This window comes from Pleomorphomonas carboxyditropha (assembly GCF_002770725.1).
Taxonomy (GTDB): Bacteria; Pseudomonadota; Alphaproteobacteria; order Rhizobiales; family Pleomorphomonadaceae; genus Pleomorphomonas; species Pleomorphomonas carboxyditropha.
Genome location: NZ_NQVN01000009.1, coordinates 1 through 16,440, shown reverse-complemented (window position 1 = coordinate 16,440; position 16,440 = coordinate 1). Strand labels below are relative to the sequence as shown.

General features: G+C 67.0%; 14 protein-coding genes. 9 read left to right on the top strand and 5 right to left on the bottom strand.

Translation table 11 applies throughout. The annotated features are described in order from the left end of the window. The first annotated feature begins 29 nt into the window (after nt 1-29). Nucleotides 30-794 (top strand): response regulator, encoded by a 765-nt coding sequence (locus CJ014_RS14180; RefSeq protein WP_100081144.1) that lies wholly within the window; start codon nt 30-32, stop codon nt 792-794. A gap of 3 nt (nt 795-797) precedes the next feature. On the opposite strand, the gene CJ014_RS14175 is transcribed toward CJ014_RS14180, so the two are convergent. Then, nucleotides 798-1,115 (bottom strand): hypothetical protein, encoded by a 318-nt coding sequence (locus CJ014_RS14175; RefSeq protein WP_100081143.1) that lies wholly within the window; start codon nt 1,113-1,115, stop codon nt 798-800. Nucleotides 1,116-1,231: 116 nt separating this feature from the next. Beyond that, nucleotides 1,232-2,089 (bottom strand): branched-chain amino acid aminotransferase, encoded by an 858-nt coding sequence (locus tag CJ014_RS14170; protein WP_100081312.1) that lies wholly within the window; start codon nt 2,087-2,089, stop codon nt 1,232-1,234. 200 nt (nt 2,090-2,289) lie between these two features. On the opposite strand from CJ014_RS14170, the gene CJ014_RS14165 reads away from it, so the two are divergent. Then, the gene (locus CJ014_RS14165; RefSeq protein WP_100081142.1) at nt 2,290-2,949 is read left to right on the top strand and encodes a haloacid dehalogenase type II; all 660 of its coding nucleotides are present in this window, start codon (nt 2,290-2,292) and stop codon (nt 2,947-2,949) included. 124 nt (nt 2,950-3,073) lie between these two features. Continuing rightward, nucleotides 3,074-5,068 carry a 4-alpha-glucanotransferase gene (gene malQ / locus CJ014_RS14160; RefSeq protein WP_100081141.1) on the top strand — a complete coding sequence of 665 codons (1,995 nt, stop codon included), beginning with the start codon at nt 3,074-3,076 and terminating at the stop codon, nt 5,066-5,068. Between the two features lie 38 nt (nt 5,069-5,106). Here the strand turns inward: malQ and CJ014_RS14155 are convergent, their stop codons facing one another. Further along, nucleotides 5,107-6,747, bottom strand: coding sequence for a helicase HerA-like domain-containing protein (locus CJ014_RS14155; protein WP_100081140.1), 1,641 nt, complete (start codon nt 6,745-6,747; stop codon nt 5,107-5,109). Nucleotides 6,748-7,014: 267 nt separating this feature from the next. Further along, the gene (locus CJ014_RS14150; protein ID WP_100081139.1) at nt 7,015-7,725 is read right to left on the bottom strand and encodes a helix-turn-helix transcriptional regulator; all 711 of its coding nucleotides are present in this window, start codon (nt 7,723-7,725) and stop codon (nt 7,015-7,017) included. Nucleotides 7,726-8,453: 728 nt separating this feature from the next. On the opposite strand from CJ014_RS14150, the gene CJ014_RS14145 reads away from it, so the two are divergent. The 4 genes from CJ014_RS14145 (at nt 8,454) to xylA (ending at nt 13,905) form a co-directional block, all read left to right on the top strand. Continuing rightward, the gene (locus CJ014_RS14145; protein ID WP_100081138.1) at nt 8,454-9,839 is read left to right on the top strand and encodes a M20/M25/M40 family metallo-hydrolase; all 1,386 of its coding nucleotides are present in this window, start codon (nt 8,454-8,456) and stop codon (nt 9,837-9,839) included. A 178-nt stretch (nt 9,840-10,017) separates the two neighbouring features. Further along, complete coding sequence (locus CJ014_RS14140) at nt 10,018-11,040, top strand: LacI family DNA-binding transcriptional regulator (protein ID WP_100081137.1); 1,023 nt, start codon at nt 10,018-10,020, stop codon at nt 11,038-11,040. A gap of 45 nt (nt 11,041-11,085) precedes the next feature. Next, on the top strand, nt 11,086-12,549 hold the full coding sequence (gene xylB / locus CJ014_RS14135; protein ID WP_100081136.1) for a xylulokinase: 1,464 nt from the start codon (nt 11,086-11,088) through the stop codon (nt 12,547-12,549). Nucleotides 12,550-12,588: 39 nt separating this feature from the next. Next, complete coding sequence (xylA, locus tag CJ014_RS14130; RefSeq protein ID WP_100081135.1) at nt 12,589-13,905, top strand: xylose isomerase; 1,317 nt, start codon at nt 12,589-12,591, stop codon at nt 13,903-13,905. A 101-nt stretch (nt 13,906-14,006) separates the two neighbouring features. Here xylA and CJ014_RS14125 read toward each other — a convergent pair whose 3' ends face one another. After that, nucleotides 14,007-14,597 carry a DUF1131 family protein gene (locus CJ014_RS14125; RefSeq protein WP_165790841.1) on the bottom strand — a complete coding sequence of 197 codons (591 nt, stop codon included), beginning with the start codon at nt 14,595-14,597 and terminating at the stop codon, nt 14,007-14,009. Nucleotides 14,598-14,851: 254 nt separating this feature from the next. Between CJ014_RS14125 and CJ014_RS14120 the strand changes: the two genes are divergently transcribed. Next, the gene (locus CJ014_RS14120; RefSeq protein ID WP_100081133.1) at nt 14,852-16,099 is read left to right on the top strand and encodes a D-amino acid dehydrogenase; all 1,248 of its coding nucleotides are present in this window, start codon (nt 14,852-14,854) and stop codon (nt 16,097-16,099) included. Nucleotides 16,100-16,223: 124 nt separating this feature from the next. Next, nucleotides 16,224-16,440, top strand: a 217-nt coding sequence (locus CJ014_RS14115) for a PfkB family carbohydrate kinase (RefSeq protein WP_245427352.1), incomplete at its 3' end; no start/stop codon positions are given.

Below are 16,440 nucleotides of genomic sequence, written 5' to 3'. Positions count from 1 at the left end.
TCAAGTTGTGCAACGGTTGACGGGGCGCCATGCCTAAGCTGACGGATTTCATCGCTCGGACGATCATCATCGTCGACGACAGCCCCCGCTTTCGCCGCTTCGTGGCCGGCATGCTCACCGAATTCGGCTTTCGCAACATTCACGAGTTCTCCGGCACCGAGCAGGCCTTCGAATTCCTGACGAGGCAACACGTCGACCTGGTCATGTCGGACCTCGGCATGGAACCGATGGACGGCTTCGCCTTCGCCGATCGCATCCGCCACGGCGGCGCCGTCGTCAACCGCATGGTGCCGGTCCTCTTGATGACCGGCCATGCCAGCCGGCAGAACGTGCAGAAGGCGGTGATGGCCGGCATCGACGAGATCGCCGTCAAGCCGATGTCGTCCAGCTATCTCGCCGAGCGGCTGCTGACGGTGTTCGGGCGGCCCCGCGTCTATGTGAAGACCGGATCGGGCTATTTCGGCCCCGACCGGCGGCGGCGCAACGACCCGGCCTACCGGGGACCGGAGCGCCGATCGGGACAGCCGGCGGAGATCGTTTCGGAGGAGCGGCTGCTGGCGTTGCGCGAGGCCGCCTCGCTGCGCAGCCGCGGCCTGTTGCCGGACGCATCGCAGGACACACCGCCGCTACCGGAAAATCCCGGCTTCTCGATTACCCATATCGGCTTCCGCCACAAGACAAACGCGGCCGTCTATGGCGATCTGGTGGGTGAGCGCGCCGCTCCCGTCATTCCGGTGGTGGTCAAGCGCTCGCGGCGGCCGCGCGGACCGGCGCAGCCGTCGCGCGACCGCTGATCGTCAACCGCCGGGAGGCGTGCAAACGGCCGACCAGGCATTTTCGCTATACTCGCTCTGCATGTTGTAGAGCCAGTTGCGGCAAAGCTGCTCCGTCCTGAAACAATGGCGCTCGGCCGTGTCCTCGTATTTCATCCAGCCGAGATCGACTTCCTTGCGCCCGTGGAAGTAGCCCTGCCACAGGTTTCCGCCGGCCGCCCCCTCCGGACAGGCCAGGGGTTCGGTCGGCCTGGCGATGAAGGCGGCGGAAGCGGCCGCCGCCGGAAGGGCAGCGCCGAGCGATAGCGCGATCGTCAATCCCAGGCCCATGGCCATCCGCATGTCTGCCTCCTCGCGATGGATCCAGCCGGCAGCTCCGCGCTGCCGGGTCGCATCCTCCTGATGTCCATCCGCGAGATGGCGTTTTCAAGAGGATGGACCGAGAAAACCACGCCGTATCAGGCGTGGGCGTAGGCCCAGTAGAGGTCGCGGGCACGCCGGGTCACCGGACCGACCTGGAACTCGCGGGTCTCGAAGCGCAGGATCGGCGTGACCTTGCCGTAGTTGCCCGCCGCGAAGATCTCGTCGGCCGCGGCCAGATCCTCGGTCTTCAGCACGCATTCCCGCACGTCGAATCCGTCGTCGCGCAGAAGCTGGATGATGCGGGAGCGCGTTATGCCGGCGAGGAACACGCCGGTGGCGGCCGGCGTCATCACCACGCCGTCCCTGGCGATGAACAGGTTGGCCGTGCCGAGCTCGCAGACGTTGCCGAGCACGTCGAGCAATACCGCGTTGTCGAAGCCCTTGGCCTTGGCCTCCAGCATGGCGCGGCCGTTGTTGGGATAGAGGCAGCCCGCCTTGGCGTTGACCAGCGCCGTCTCGGGCAGCGGACGGCGGTAGCGCGTGGTGGTCACCGCGTAGCCCTCGTCGATCGAGGGAATGGGCGCCTCGTAGAGGCTGAGGCAGAAGCGGGTCGAGCCGGCTTCCGGCGGCACGCCCATGAAGCCGCCGTCCTCGGCCCAGTACATCGGCCGGATATAGAGCGCGGCGTCGCCGGAAAAGCGGGAGAAGCCTTCGCGCGCCAGGGCTTCGATCTCGCCGGCCGGGCGAAGGGCGTCAAGGCCCATGGCGACCGCGCTGCGGTTGACGCGCTGGCAATGAAGGTCGAGATCGGGCGCCACGCCCTCGAAATAGCGGGCGCCGTCGAACACCGACGAGGCGAGCCAGGACGAGTGCGTCCTGACGCCCATGATCTGCACGTTGCCCTCGTGCCATTTTCCATCCAACCACGTCCAGGTCTGAGACCAAGCCACGATACTGTCCTTCCGTTCGTCGTTGCGGCCGGCAGCCCCGCCGCCAAACGCGGCGGCGCGGCAACGGCCGGATGAAAACCGCCCCTCTGCAGGCTTTTCCGCATGTCTGTTTTGCCGGTTTCCAGATATCCGAATATATCCGATACCGAAGTTGCGAAAGCCGCCGGATTCACGAATCGACGGCTGCGAGCGGAGACAGCGGCATGTACCATCCGATTTTCCTGTTCGATGCCTACGGCACGCTGTTCGACGTCCATTCGGCCGTCCGCCGGCACGCCGCCGAGCTTGGACCGGACGCGCAGCGCCTGTCCGAGCTGTGGCGCGCCAAGCAGCTCGAATATTCTTGGATCCGGTCGGCAACCGGCGCCTACAAGGATTTCTGGGCGCTGACCAAGGACGCGCTCGACGCCGCCTTCGCCGCCTATCCGCAGGTCGACCCGGACCTGCGGGAAAAGCTGCTCGAAGCCTACCGCCGCTGCGACTGCTTTCCCGAGGTGCCGGCCGTGCTGCGCGACCTGAAGATCGCCGGCGCCCGCATCGCCATCCTGTCGAACGGCAGTCCGCTGATGCTCAACCGGGCGATCCGCGCCGCCGGCCTCGGCGACATCATCGACGACGTGCTGTCGGTGGATACCATCGGCTGCTACAAGCCCGACCCGCGCGTCTACGAAATGGCGACGACGCATTTCCGCGTTTTCCCGAGCGCCATCTCCTTCCAGTCGTCCAACCGCTGGGATGTGGCCGGCGGCTCGAGGTTCGGCTTCCGCACCGTCTGGATCAACCGCACCGGCGCGCTCGACGAGTATCCCGACATGCGGCCGGCGGCCGAATTGTCCGACCTCACCGGCCTGACGAAGCTCTGACGGGCGGTTGTTCCCCGGGCCGGGAACACGTAACGTCATCTCAGGACTATCCTATCCGCCGGTTCCGGCAGGGTTTTTGGCAATGCCGGGCGAAGATCCCGCCGCGGCCTCAGGGGAGGCAGACATGACCGAACTCCACGCGCTCGCCGCGGCAATCGGCCTGGTGCGGGTTTGGTGGGACGTCTCCGGCCGGCAGCAGGAAGTGACCGACGAGGCACTCGGCGCCATCGCCACCGCGCTCGGCTATCCGGCCGACAGCGCGGCGGCCATTGCCCTCAGCCTTGCCCGGATCGAGGACGAGCGCCAGCGGCCGCCGGCCCTTCTCGTCGCCGACGCCGGCCGGCCCATAGAGATCCCGTCCAGCCTCGCCCGCGCCGATCTCGCCGCCGAGGACGGCACGAGCCGCGCGCTGGCCATCGAAGGCGGCTATCTGCCGGCCATCGCCGAGCCCGGCTACTACCGGCTCTCCATCGGCCCGCACGAGCTGACGCTCGCCGTCGCTCCGCCGCGCTGCCACGATCCCGGCGAGCTTCGGGGGGAGCGCCGGGTCTGGGGACCGTCGATCCAGATCCCGTCGCTGCGTGGCCCGGTGCCGCAGCCGTTCGGCCATTTCGGCCATCTCGACGACGCGGTGCGACGCTTCGCCGCCCGCGGCGCCGACGTCGTGATGATCAATCCGGTCCATGCGTTGTTCCCCGGCCACGGCATCGGATTCAGCCCTTATTCGCCGTCGAGCCGGCTGTTCCTCAACGGCGCCATGGGCGATCCGGCCCTGGTCGGCCTGCCGCCGCTGCCGCCGGGCGACGGCGGCGACGCGCTGATCGACTGGGAGAGCGCCCTGCCGAAGCGGCTCGCTCAGCTGCGGGCGGTTTTCAAGGGACTGGCGCCCGAATTCCGCTCCCGTGTCGCCACGGACAGCCTCGCCGGTGGCGATGCATTGCGCCGTCATGCCATCTTCGACGCGCTCGACGTGCGATTCCGGGCGCGCGACCTTGACGGCTGGCGGACATGGCCCGCGCCCTTTCACGATCCCGACGGGGCGGCGGTGCGCCAGTTCGCCGCCGAAAATCCCGACGAGATCGCCTTCCATCTTTTCGTCCAGTGGCTGGCCCACCAGAGTCTCATGGCGGTGCAGGGCCATGCCAGGGACGCCGGCATGGCCGTCGGCCTGCTGGCCGACCTCGCGGTCGGCGTCCACACCGGCGGCAGCGATAGCTGGAGCCTGCGCCAGCATCTGCTCGACGGCCTCACCATCGGCGCGCCGCCGGATCCGCTCGGGCCGCTCGGGCAGAACTGGATGCTCACCACCTTCTCGCCGCGCGGCCTCGCCGAAAGCGGCTATGCGCCGTGGATTGCCACCCTCAGGTCGGCGCTGAGCCGGGCCGGCGGCCTCAGGATCGACCATGCCTTCGGCCTGTCGCGCCTCTGGGTGATGCGGGAGGGACACGCGTCGAGCGACGGCGCCTATCTCGCCTATCCCTTCCACGACCTCACCCGCCTCGCCGCCCTCGAGTCGCACCGGGCGAAGGCGTTGATCGTCGCCGAGGACCTCGGCACCAAGCCCGGCGGCTTCGCCGAGGCGATCGACGCCGAGGGCATGTTCGGCATGCGCGTCCTGTGGTTCGAGCGGGCGCTCGATCACGGCTTCATCGGCCCGCAGGATTATCCGCCGCAGAGCGTCGCCATGACCGGCACCCACGACACCGCCACCGTCGCCGGCTGGTGGACGGGCCGCGACCTCGACTGGGCGGACAAGCTCGGCCGCCTGCCGCTCGATTCCAATCGCGAGCGGGAGGACGAGCGGCGGGCGTGGGACCGCGGCCTTCTGTGGGCCACCTTCGGCGGCAGCGAGCCGCGGCCGGCGCCCGACGATCCGGCGCCGGCGGTGGAGGCGGCGCTCCGCCACATCGGCCGGGCGCGCTCCCAGCTCGCCATCGCGCCGCTCGAGGATATTCTGGCGCTCGAGGAGCAGCCCAACCTGCCCGGCACCATCACCGAGCATCCCAACTGGCGCCGCCGCATGAGCGCCCCGCTCGAGGATTTACTCGCCGAACCCGACACCGCCCGGCGCATTGAGACGCTAGCAGCAGCGCGAAAAGAGCCGCCGGCGGAAGGGTAAGACGGATATCGCTCGATATCCGTCTTACAAACAAAGCACTACTTCAAGAGGCTTCCCAGAACACCGCGCACCAGCGCCCGGCCGAGCTGCGAGCCGACCTGGCTCGATACCGAGCGGACCACCGACTTGATGGCCGCCTCGGTCACCGTCTGGCGGCCGCCGTAGCCGTAGGTGTCGCGCCGGGCCACCCGCTCCTCGCTCGCCTCACGGCGGCGGCGCTCGGCGGCGCTCTCGTATTCGTCAAGGCGCGGCCGGCGGGCGGGCTCGTCGTAGCGGGCTTCCGGCGCCGGCGCGGCGTCCTTGCCGCGGCTCCAGCCGAAGTCGGGCACGCTGAAGCCGGGGCTCTCGCGCGTCGTGCGGGGCTGCGCGGCGGGTTCGTGCGCCTGCTGCACGCCATTGGCGCGCGCCTTCAGCACCTCGAAGGCGGATTCCCGATCAACCGCCTCGTCGTAGACACCGGCCAGCGGGCTGGCGGCGATCAGCGCCGCGCGCTCGTCGTCCTTGAGCGGCCCGAGGCGCGACGACGGCGGCCGGATCAGCGTCCGCTGAACGACCGACGGCACCGCCTTGCCCTCCAGCATGGATACCAGCGCCTCGCCCTGCGCCAGCTCGGTGATCGCCGTGAAGGTGTCGAAGTCGGGATTGGGCCGGAAGGTCTCGGCGGCGACCTTCACCGCCTTCTGCTCGCGCGGCGTATAGGCGCGCAGCGCGTGCTGCACGCGATTGCCGAGCTGGGCGAGCACGCTTTCCGGAATGTCCAGCGGGTTCTGCGTGACGAAATAGATGCCGACGCCCTTGGAGCGGATCAGCTTGACCACCTGCTCCACCTTGTCGATCAGCGCTTTCGGCGCCTCGTCGAACAGCAGGTGCGCCTCGTCGAAGAAGAAGACCAGCTTGGGCTTGTCGAGATCGCCGACCTCCGGCAAATCCTCGAACAGCTCCGACAGCAGCCACAGCAGGAAGGTGGCGTAGAGGCGCGGCGTCTGCATCAGCTTGTCGGCGGCCAGCACGTTGACGGCACCGCGGCCGTCGCCGGTCACCTTCATCAGGTCCGAGATCTGCAGGCCCGGCTCGCCGAAGAAATGGTTGCCGCCCTGCTGTTCCAACACCAGGAGCTGCCGCTGGATGGCGCCCACCGTCGCCTTGGCGACGTTGCCGTAGCTCGCCGCCACGGCTTCGGCGTTCTCGGCGACATAAGTGAGCAGCGAGCGCAGGTCCTTGAGGTCGAGCAGCAGCAGGCCCTCGTCGTCGGCCACCTTGAAGACGATGTTGAGCACGCCTTCCTGCGTCTCGTTGAGCTCCAGGAGGCGCGACAGCAGGAGCGGCCCCATCTCGGACACCGTCGTCCGCACCGGATGCCCCTTCTCGCCGAACAGGTCCCAGAACACGGCGGGAGCCGCCTTGAGCCGATATTCATCGGAAAAGCCGATGGAGCGCGCCCGCTCCTCGAGGAAATCCTTGGCCTCGCCGGGGGCGCCGATGCCCGAGAGGTCTCCCTTGACGTCGGCGCAGAACACCGGCACGCCGGCGTCCGACAATCCTTCGGCCAGCACCTGCAGCGTCACCGTCTTGCCGGTACCGGTGGCGCCCGTGACGAGACCGTGCCGGTTGGTGAGCTTCAAAGTCAGATATTCCGGCTTCGTGCTCGACCCGATATAGACCCTGCCCTCTTCCAACATGCGCAAATCCTTCCGACGTCCTAGATCGTCGTGCGTCCTTACGGACGCAAGATGACGATCCAGTTCTTTGTTGCCGCATCGGATGTTCCGAAAACCGGATCCCACTTTTCGGTCCGATGCCCGGCGAACCTGAAAACGTTCTAACCCAGTCGACGGTCGCCTCTCAACGCTGCCTATGGACGGGAACAGCATTTTCACGATCGGATCGAGAAAAAAGGCCCGCCGGCGACCCGACGGACCTTCATGCCATGGCATCGCCGGATGGCTTCAGCTGGCGAGCGAGATCTGTCCGTAGCGCAACGCCTCGACCACCGCCTGGGTCTTGTTGGTGGCGTCGAGCTTCTCGCCGGCGTTCTGCAGATGGGCGTGCACCGTGCGCTGGGAGATGTTGAGGTTCTCGGCGATGGCCTGCGCCGTCATGCCGAGCGCCGTCAGTTCGAGGACGCGCCGCTCGCGCGCCGACAGGTCACCGGGGCGGGAATCCACCAGATAGCCGAGCGCTCGCAGCCGCCGGAAGGCCTGGTTGCACAGGAAGTCGAAGGCGACGAGATCGAGCTCGGTCAGCGACAGCGCCTCGCCGAGGCCGATGACCGCCGCCTGATAGGGCGTGATCGAGGTAATCGGCACCGCCACGATGCGCGCCGAGGCCTCGGGGCCGGCGGCGGCCACCAGATCGGAGTGCCCGGAAATGCTGACGCCGTCGATCAGGCAGGGCCGATGGGCGACGCGGCAGCGCTCCAGCACCGGGTCACCCTTGTTGATGGTGATGAGCTGCCCGCGCTCGGAGCGGACGTCGGGCCAACGGATGTGGAGAACCAGCGGCTCCACCGGCCGACCCGGCATCGGCAGGCCGGAGATCAGGACGTGACTGGCGCCGTGCCCAATAAGCCGGCGCTCGATAACCTCGAATATCTTGTTTGCACTGGAATACGTGCGGAGGCCGACTGCGTCAGCCAGGATATCGTCTGGCGTATTCATGGTTTCGACCCTACCTCCAGCCATCCGACAGGTCGTCAGTTCGGACATATATGCTCATGCTTCAGCTACTTTTCGCATAAAAACGCATGAACGCCCGAATAGGTTCCTTCTAGAGCACATTTGGCGCCAGATAAAGGCTTTGGAAGCGAAAGCGCACAATATCACACGAATTGCTATGCCCTTCGCTTTCAAAAAAGGCGACTACCACCCAACTATCCTATTTATGACACTGCATAAACTTTCACCACGGGCTCGATTAGGCGGAATTAAGACAGTTTTTCCGGAATTATCGTCAGTATCAACTTGCGAATTGAAATTTATCAGCAACTAATATGAGAAAAATTATATGTATATAGCCAGAAACGAACCTTAAAACGCCGGTGCAATCCAATTTCGTTGCCCAGCTAAAATCCTCCCGACTTGGCGCGCCAGCAACCACCGCCCCTGATTACAGGTTCGAATTTTGCTACTCTGAATTTCAGCGCCGGAGCGGTCCGGAAAAGCATGCCGAACGGAAAAATTTGCCAATAAGCTCACGTCGGACGGCGCCTCTAATGCCAAGCCGGGACAATATATTGCGTATTTTTACGTAGGAAACAACACGAATTCTGCCGACCGCGGCGCCAACTCTGCGGGACGCTTCCATGGTCCGCCCATGGTGCATTCCTTTGGGCTCGTCGCATCGATCGCAAATGGATTATAAAGGGCCTATCCCATTGGAGACGCCGATGTCCGTTACTGCCGTTCTTTCCCGCGTCGATGCCGACTTCCCGAAGAGCCTCGACCGTCTGTTCGACTTCCTGCGCATTCCCTCGATTTCCGCCGACCCGGCCTACAAGGACGACTGCGTTCGTGCCGCGGCCTGGCTGGTGAACGAATTGACCGCGCTGGGCTTCAGCGCCTCGGTGCGGCCGACGCCGAAGCATCCGATGGTGGTCGGCCACTACACCAAGGCCGGTCCCGACAAGCCGCACGTGCTGTTCTACGCTCATTACGACGTCCAGCCGGTCGATCCGCTGGAGCTGTGGGATTCGCCGCCCTTCGAGCCGGTGGTGAAAAAATTGCCCGACGGCAGCGAGCGCATCCTCGCCCGCGGCGCCCAGGACGACAAGGGGCAGTTGATGACCTTCCTCGAGGCGTGCCGGGCGTTGATCGCCGAGACCGGCCAGTTGCCGGTCAACGTCACCTTCTTCTCGGAAGGCGAGGAGGAGTCGGGATCGCCGTCGATGATTCCCTTCCTCGAGGCGAACCGGGACGAACTCTCCGTCGACGTGGCCCTGGTCTGCGACACCGAGATGTGGGACCGCAAGACGCCGGCCGTGACCACCATGCTGCGTGGCCTCGTCGGCGAGGAAATCACGCTCCGCTGCGCCAGCCACGACCTGCATTCCGGCGCGTTCGGCGGCGCGGCGCTCAATCCGCTGCACGTGCTGACGAAAATCCTCGGCGATCTGCACGACGACGAGGGCCGCGTCACCGTTCCCGGCTTCTACGACGGCGTCGCCGACATTTCACCGGAACTCAGGGCCAATTGGGACAACCTCGGCTTCGACGCCGCCGCCTTCCTCGGCGGCGCCGGACTGACGACGCCGGCCGGCGAGGTCGACCGGACGGTGCTGGAGAAGATCTGGTCGCGGCCGACCTGCGAGATCAACGGCCTTGCCGGCGGCTATGCCGGCCCGGGCTTCAAGACGGTGCTGCCGGCGACCGCCGAGGCCAAGGTGTCGTTCCGTCTCGTCGCCGGGCAGGACCCGCAGAAGATCCGCGCCGCTTTCCGGCAATATGTGAAGGATCGGCTGCCGCCCGACGCCAAGGTCGAGTTCCATGAGCATGGCGGCAGCCCGGCCGTCCATCTGTCGATCGACGGCGAAGCGATGGGCAAGGCGCGCGCGGCCCTCGAAGCCGAATGGGGCAAGGCGCCGGCGCTGGTCGGCTCGGGCGGCTCCATCCCGGTGGTCGGGCATTTCAAGTCGATCCTCGGCATGGACAGCCTGATGATCGGCTTCGGCCTCGACGACGACCGCATCCATTCGCCCAACGAGAAATACGAGGTGTCGAGCTACCACGGCGGCATCCGCTCCTGGGTCCGCGTTCTCGAGGCGCTCGGCGCCTGAGGATGGCCAATGCGGCGCCGGCTCGAACTCGGCCGGCGTCGCCCCGACACATCATGGGGCTTCCCACCCGCCCCCTGCTTTTCGCCGATGAGTGTTTGAATCGGTCTATTGCGCATTGACGATGGAATTGCATAGCCTTATTGAGTGAAAAAAATCATTTGGAAGGCTAGGTCCCTCAATGAAGATCACCCTGCGGACGGTTGCTGAAGCGGCTGGCGTCAGCGTGGCGACGGTCGACCGTGTGCTGAACCGGCGCGACGGCGTGCGTTCGGTGACCATCGACAAGGTGGAAAGCGCCATCCGCCAGCTCGGATACGCGCCATCGAGCCTCGCCGGCCGCGTCCAGCCCGGCACCAGCCGCTTCGCCTTCGTGCTGCCCCGCGGCCACAACCCGTTCTTCGAATCCCTCGAAGCGACCATCCAGCGCCTGGGCGACTGGCTGCCCTACAAGGGGGCCGGCTTCGATATTCGCCATGTCGACGTCTTCGACGGCGAGGTGCTCGCCGATGCCTTGAGGGAAATTCGGCAAGAAGATTACGCAGGCGTCGCCGTCGCCGCCCTCGACCACCCGGCCGTGCGCGAGGCGATCAACGCATTGAAGGCCGACGGCGTCGCCGTGGTGACGCTGGTGTCGGACGTTCCGAGCTCGCGCCGCGATCGCTTCATCGGCATCGACAATACCGCCGCCGGCCGCACCGCCGGCTCGCTGATCGGCCGCTTCCTGCCGAACCATGCCGGCAAGGTGGCGCTGGTCGCCGGTTCGCTGGCCCTGCGCGACCATGCCGAACGCCGCTTCGGCTTCGAGCAGGTGATCGCCCAGGACTTTCCCGACGTCCACGTCATCGCCCTGCGCGAGGGGCGCGACGACCCGGCCCGCGTTCACAAGCTGGTCGAGGATCTCCTGCGCCAGCACACCGATCTCGCCGGCATCTACAACGCCGGCGCCGGCAATGCCGGCGTCATCTCGGCGCTGGAAGCCAGCGGCCGGGCGCGCGAGATCGTCTATATCGCCCATGAGCTCATCGAGGAAAACCGCGAGGCGCTGGTGAGAGGGACCATCGACGCGGTGATCAACCAGGATCCCGGCCACGAAGTGCGCTCGGCGGCCCGCGTGCTGCTGTCGCTGACCTCGGACTGGCAGATCATCGACGAGCAGGAACGGATCCGCATCGACATCTTCCTGCGCGACAATCTCCTGTAGCGCCGGACCTGAAACAGAGACCCGAAACAACACTGGGAGGAGACCATGACCACCTATCTCGGCCTCGATATCGGCACGTCGTCGGTGAAAGCCGTTCTCGTCGGCGACGGCGAGAAGATCATCGCCACCGCCTCGGCCTCGCTCGAGGTGGCGCGGCCGCATGCCGGCTGGTCCGAGCAGGACGGCGACAGCTGGATCGCCGCGACGCAGGACGCCATCGACCAGTTGAAGGCGAGCCATCCCAAGGAGCTCGCCGCCGTGGCCGGCATCGGCCTTTCCGGCCAGATGCACGGCGCGACGCTGCTCGACGCGGCCGACAAGCCGCTCCGTCCGGCCATCCTCTGGAACGACGTGCGGTCGGCCGCCGAGTGCGGCGAGCTCGAGGCCCGCTGCCCCGAGCTCCGCGCCATCGCCGGCAACATCGCCATGCCCGGCTTCACCGCGCCGAAGCTCGCCTGGGTGAAGAAGCACGAGCCGGAGATTTTCGCCAGGACCGCCAAGGTGCTGCTGCCGAAAGACTATGTCCGGCTCTGGCTGACCGGCGACTACGTGTCCGACATGTCGGACGCCGCCGGCACGCTGTGGCTCGACGTCGGCAAGCGCGCCTGGTCGAAGGAGCTGCTGGCCGCGACCGACCTCACGCTCGACCACATGCCGCGCCTCGTCGAGGGCACGGAGTCCTCGGGCGACCTGCGCGCCGAGTTGGTTGCCCGCTGGGGCATCGCCAAGGCGCCGGTGGTGGCCGGCGGCGGCGGCGACAACGCGGCGAGCGCCATCGGCATGGGCGCCGTCAAGCCCGGCGCCGCCTTTGCCTCGCTCGGCACGTCCGGCGTGCTGTTCGTCTCCAACGCCTCCTTCTCGCCCAACACCGAGGGCGCCGTGCACGCCTTCTGCCATGCCGTTCCCGGCACCTGGCACCAGATGGGCGTGATCCTGTCGGCCACCGACAGCCTGCAATGGCTGTCGCATCTGCTGGAAACGCCGGCGCCGGAGCTGACCAAGGGGCTCGACCCGAAGCCGGCCAAGCCGTCGCCGGTCACCTTCCTGCCCTATCTCTCCGGCGAGCGCACGCCGCACAACGACGCCGCCGCCCGCGGCGTGTTCGTCGGGCTGAGCCACACCTCCGGCCGCGCCGAGCTGACGCAGGCGGTGCTGGAAGGCGTCGCCTTTGCCTTCCGCGACTGCCTGCGCGTGCTCAACGACGCCGGCACCGACATCGACCGCGCCTTCGCGGTCGGCGGCGGCTCGCGCTCGGAAGCCTGGCTGCAGATCATGGCGGCGGTGCTCGACCGGCCGCTCGACATCACCGCCGAGGGCGATTACGGCGGCGGCTTCGGCGCCGCCCGCATGGGCCGCATCGCCGCCACCGGCGACGATCCCTTCGAGACGCTGACGCCGCCGCCGGTCGCCCGCACCGTCGAGCCGGACAAGGCGCTCGTCGCCGCCTATGCCGACCGCTACGCCAAGTATCGCGCGCTCTACCCGGCCGTGCGGGATGCGCTCGCCTGACCTTTTCGTCCGCAACAAAGTTCAAAGAGAGGAAAGACCATGACCCATCCGTTCTGGGGCAATCTCAAGCCCGTCAAATACGAGGGCCCGGAAAGCCGCAACCTGCTCGGCTTCCGCTACTACAACAAGGACCAGGTCGTGCTCGGCAAGCGCATGGAGGATCACCTGCGCTTCGCGGTTGCCTACTGGCACTCGTTTGCCTGGGGCGGCGGCGACCCGTTCGGCAACGGCACCTTCCTGCGCCCGTGGTTCACCGGCTCCGACGAGCTGGAGCTCGCCAAGGTGAAGGCCGACGTCGCCTTCGACCTGTTCCAGTTGCTCGGCGTGCCGTTCTACTGCTTCCATGACCGCGACATCGCGCCGGAAGGCAAGACGCTCGCCGAGTCCAACAAGAACGTCCGCGTCATCGCCGACATCTTCGCCAGGAAGCAGGAAGAGACGGGCATCAAGCTCCTGTGGGGCACCGCCAACCTGTTCTCCAACCGCCGCTTCATGGCCGGCGCCGCGTCCAACCCCGATCCGGACGTGTTCGCCTATTCGGCGGCGCAGGTGAAGAACGTCTTCGACATCACCAAGGAGCTGGGCGGCCAGAACTACGTGCTGTGGGGCGGCCGCGAGGGCTACGAGACGCTGCTCAATACCGACCTCAAGCAGGAGCAGGACCAGCTCGGCCGCTTCCTGACCATGGTCGTCGACTACAAGCACAAGATCGGCTTCGAAGGCGCCATCCTGATCGAGCCGAAGCCGAAGGAGCCGACCAAGCACCAGTACGACTACGACGTCGCCACGGTGTTCTCCTTCCTGAAGGCCTATGGCCTCGAGAAGGAAGTCAAGGTCAACATCGAGCAGAACCACGCCATCCTGGCCGGCCACAGCTTCGAGCACGAGCTGGCGCTCGCCAACGCGCTCGGCATCTTCGGCTCGGTCGACCTCAACCGCGGCGACGATCGTCTCGGCTGGGACACCGACCAGTTCGGCATGAACGTGCCCGAGCTGACGCTGGCCATGCTGGAGATCATCAAGGCGGGCGGCTTCACCACCGGCGGTCTCAACTTCGACGCCAAGGTCCGCCGCCAGTCGCTCGACCCGGAGGATCTGGTGATCGCCCACGCCGCGTCGATGGACGCCGCCGCCAAGGCGCTGCTCAACGCCGCCGCCATCATCGAGGACGGCCGCCTCGCCAACAACCTCGAAGCGCGCTACGCGGGCTGGAAGGGCGCCGAGGGCCAGGCCATCCTCGCCGGCCAGCGCTCGCTCGACGACCTCGCCGACTACGTTGCCAGGAACAACATCAATCCCGAGCCGAAGAGCGGCAAGCAGGAGCAGTTGGAGGCCATCGTCAATCAGTTCTGCTGATCGACGCCTTTATTCTCCAATACGACGAGAGGCCGGGATTTCCCGGCCTCTTGCGTTTTCATGCCACGGCTTTGCGACAATGCCCTTCGGGGCGAGCGCCCTCACCCCACCGGCGGCACCCAGATGATGCGCTGCAGCGTGGCGCCGGCCAGCGTGACATCGTCGGGCAGGCTGCCGGCCGAGATGTAGCCGGGGATGGCGAACACGAAGGTGACGTTGGGAGCGCCGCGCGCCGTGCAGATCGGCATGCCGAGCCAATTGCCCTGCCCCTCGCGGCAGGCGGCGCGATCCACGCGCGTCTCGCGGAAGGTCATGCCGATGCGCTCGCCATTGGGACCGACGAGACTTTCCGATACGCCATGCACGGCGCCGATCTTCCCGCCCGGACCGGGCAGCACCTGCAGGACCTGCAGGCCCTCGCGAAACAGCGCCAGCGCGGCGACGCTCTCGCTCTGCTCGGTCGCCATGGTCACCGACGACACGACATAGCCGGGCTCCAGCGCCTCGATCGCCTTTTTCGAAAAGGCGGTGCCGGGCGGCAATCCCGGCACGCCGGCCGCCGTGATGCGGAAGGTGGCGGCGCGCGACGGCGGCGGCGTGAAGTCCGAGTCGGAGCCGAGGAGGGAGCAGCCCGCAAGGGCCGCCGACATCAGCACGCCGGACAGGCGCAGAAGGTTAGGAATGCGAGTCATGCCCCTCGATAACACAGGCGCCTCGCCGAATGAAGCGAGGGGGGAGCATGAAGGTCGGTCCGCCGGGACCCCGGAATCCTGCAACCCTCCCAAGCGCCCGCCGCGGTCTTTTTCATGTGGACCCGATCCGGCCGCCTTCCTAGAGTTCGGGCACATGCGGCGAGCGACCTCCCGCGATGCCGGAGACGCCGCGGAAGACGGCGGTTTCGCTGGCCGCCGCCCGCATGAAGACTTGTGAGGCAGGGACCATTCACATGAGGATTGCCGTTCTCGGCGCCGGCGTCATCGGCACCACCACCGCCTATTATCTGGCAAAAGCCGGCCACGAGGTCACCGTCTACGACCGCCAGTCCGGCCCCGCCCTCGAAACCAGCTTCGCCAATGCCGGCGAGATCTCGCCGGGCTATTCGACGCCCTGGGCGGCGCCGGGCATTCCGCTCAAGGCGATCAAATGGCTGTTCATGCGGCATGCGCCGCTGATTGTCCGGCCGACGCTCGATCCGCATGTGCTGCCGTGGATGCTGTCGCTGCTGATGAACTGCACGTCGGCGGCCTACGCCCGCAACAAGGGGCGCATGCTGCGCATCGCCGGCTATTCGCGCGAGTGCCTGATCGCCCTGCGCCAGGAGACCGGCATCGCCTATGACCACCGCTCGCAGGGCACGGTGCAACTGTTCCGCACGCAGAAGCAGCTCGATCACGCGGGCCGCGACACCGAGGTGCTGTCGGCCGACGGCGTGCCGTTCGAACTGCTCGATCGCGACGGCGTTGCCGGCGCCGAACCGGCGCTGGCCGCTACGAAGGAGAGCTTCGTCGGCGGCCTCCGCCTGCCGCTCGACGAGACGGGCGACTGCTACCTGTTCACCGACGCCCTGGCGAAGATCGCCGGGGAGTTGGGCGTCCGCTTCCGCTACGGCGTGTCGATTTCCGGCATCGAGACGGAGGGCGGCGCGGTGAGCGGCGTCGCCACCTCCGAGGGCAGGATCGATGCCGACCACTACGTGCTGGCGCTCGGATCTTGGTCGCCGGTCCTCGGCCGCACCATCGGTCTCCGGCTGCCGGTCTATCCTGTGAAGGGCTACTCGCTCACCGCCGGCATCACCGACGAGACGCGCGCGCCGGTCTCCACCGTGCTCGACGAGACCTACAAGGTGGCCCTCACCCGGCTCGGCAGCCGTCTCCGCGTCGGCGGCATGGCCGAGATCGGCGGCTACAATACCGACCTGCCGCCGATCCGGCGCGGCACGCTCGAACATGTCGCCGGCAGCCTGTTTCCCTGCGGCGATCTCAAGGCGGCCAGCTACTGGTCGGGCCTCCGGCCGATGACGCCGGATGGAACGCCGATCATCGGGGCGACGCGCTACCGCAACCTGTCGCTCAACACCGGCCACGGCACGCTCGGCTGGACGATGGCCTGCGGCTCGGCCCGGGCGCTCGCCGACCTGATTTCCGGCCGCAAGCCGGACATCGAAACGGCCGACCTGTCGATCGATCGCTACTGAGGAGCCGGGCGGACGGCTGTCAACGTGGTCAGAAGTATTCCCCATGCCTATCGGAGCGATTGAAGCCGCCCTGCCGATTGGCTAGCACTGGAGCAGGACGGCCCAGCAACCTCGGGGGAATCACATGTTATTGGCCTGCGGCGACGCACTGATCGATTTCGTGCCTGTGAAGTCGGCCGATGGCCGGGACGCCTACGTGCCGGCGGTCGGCGGTTCCTGCCTCAACATCGCCGTCGCCATGTCGCGCCTCGGCGCGCTGACCGGCTTCGTCGGCGGCATCGCCAACGACATGTTCGGCGCGATGATCGCCGACCACCTGGCCGCCTCCGGCGTGTCGCTGC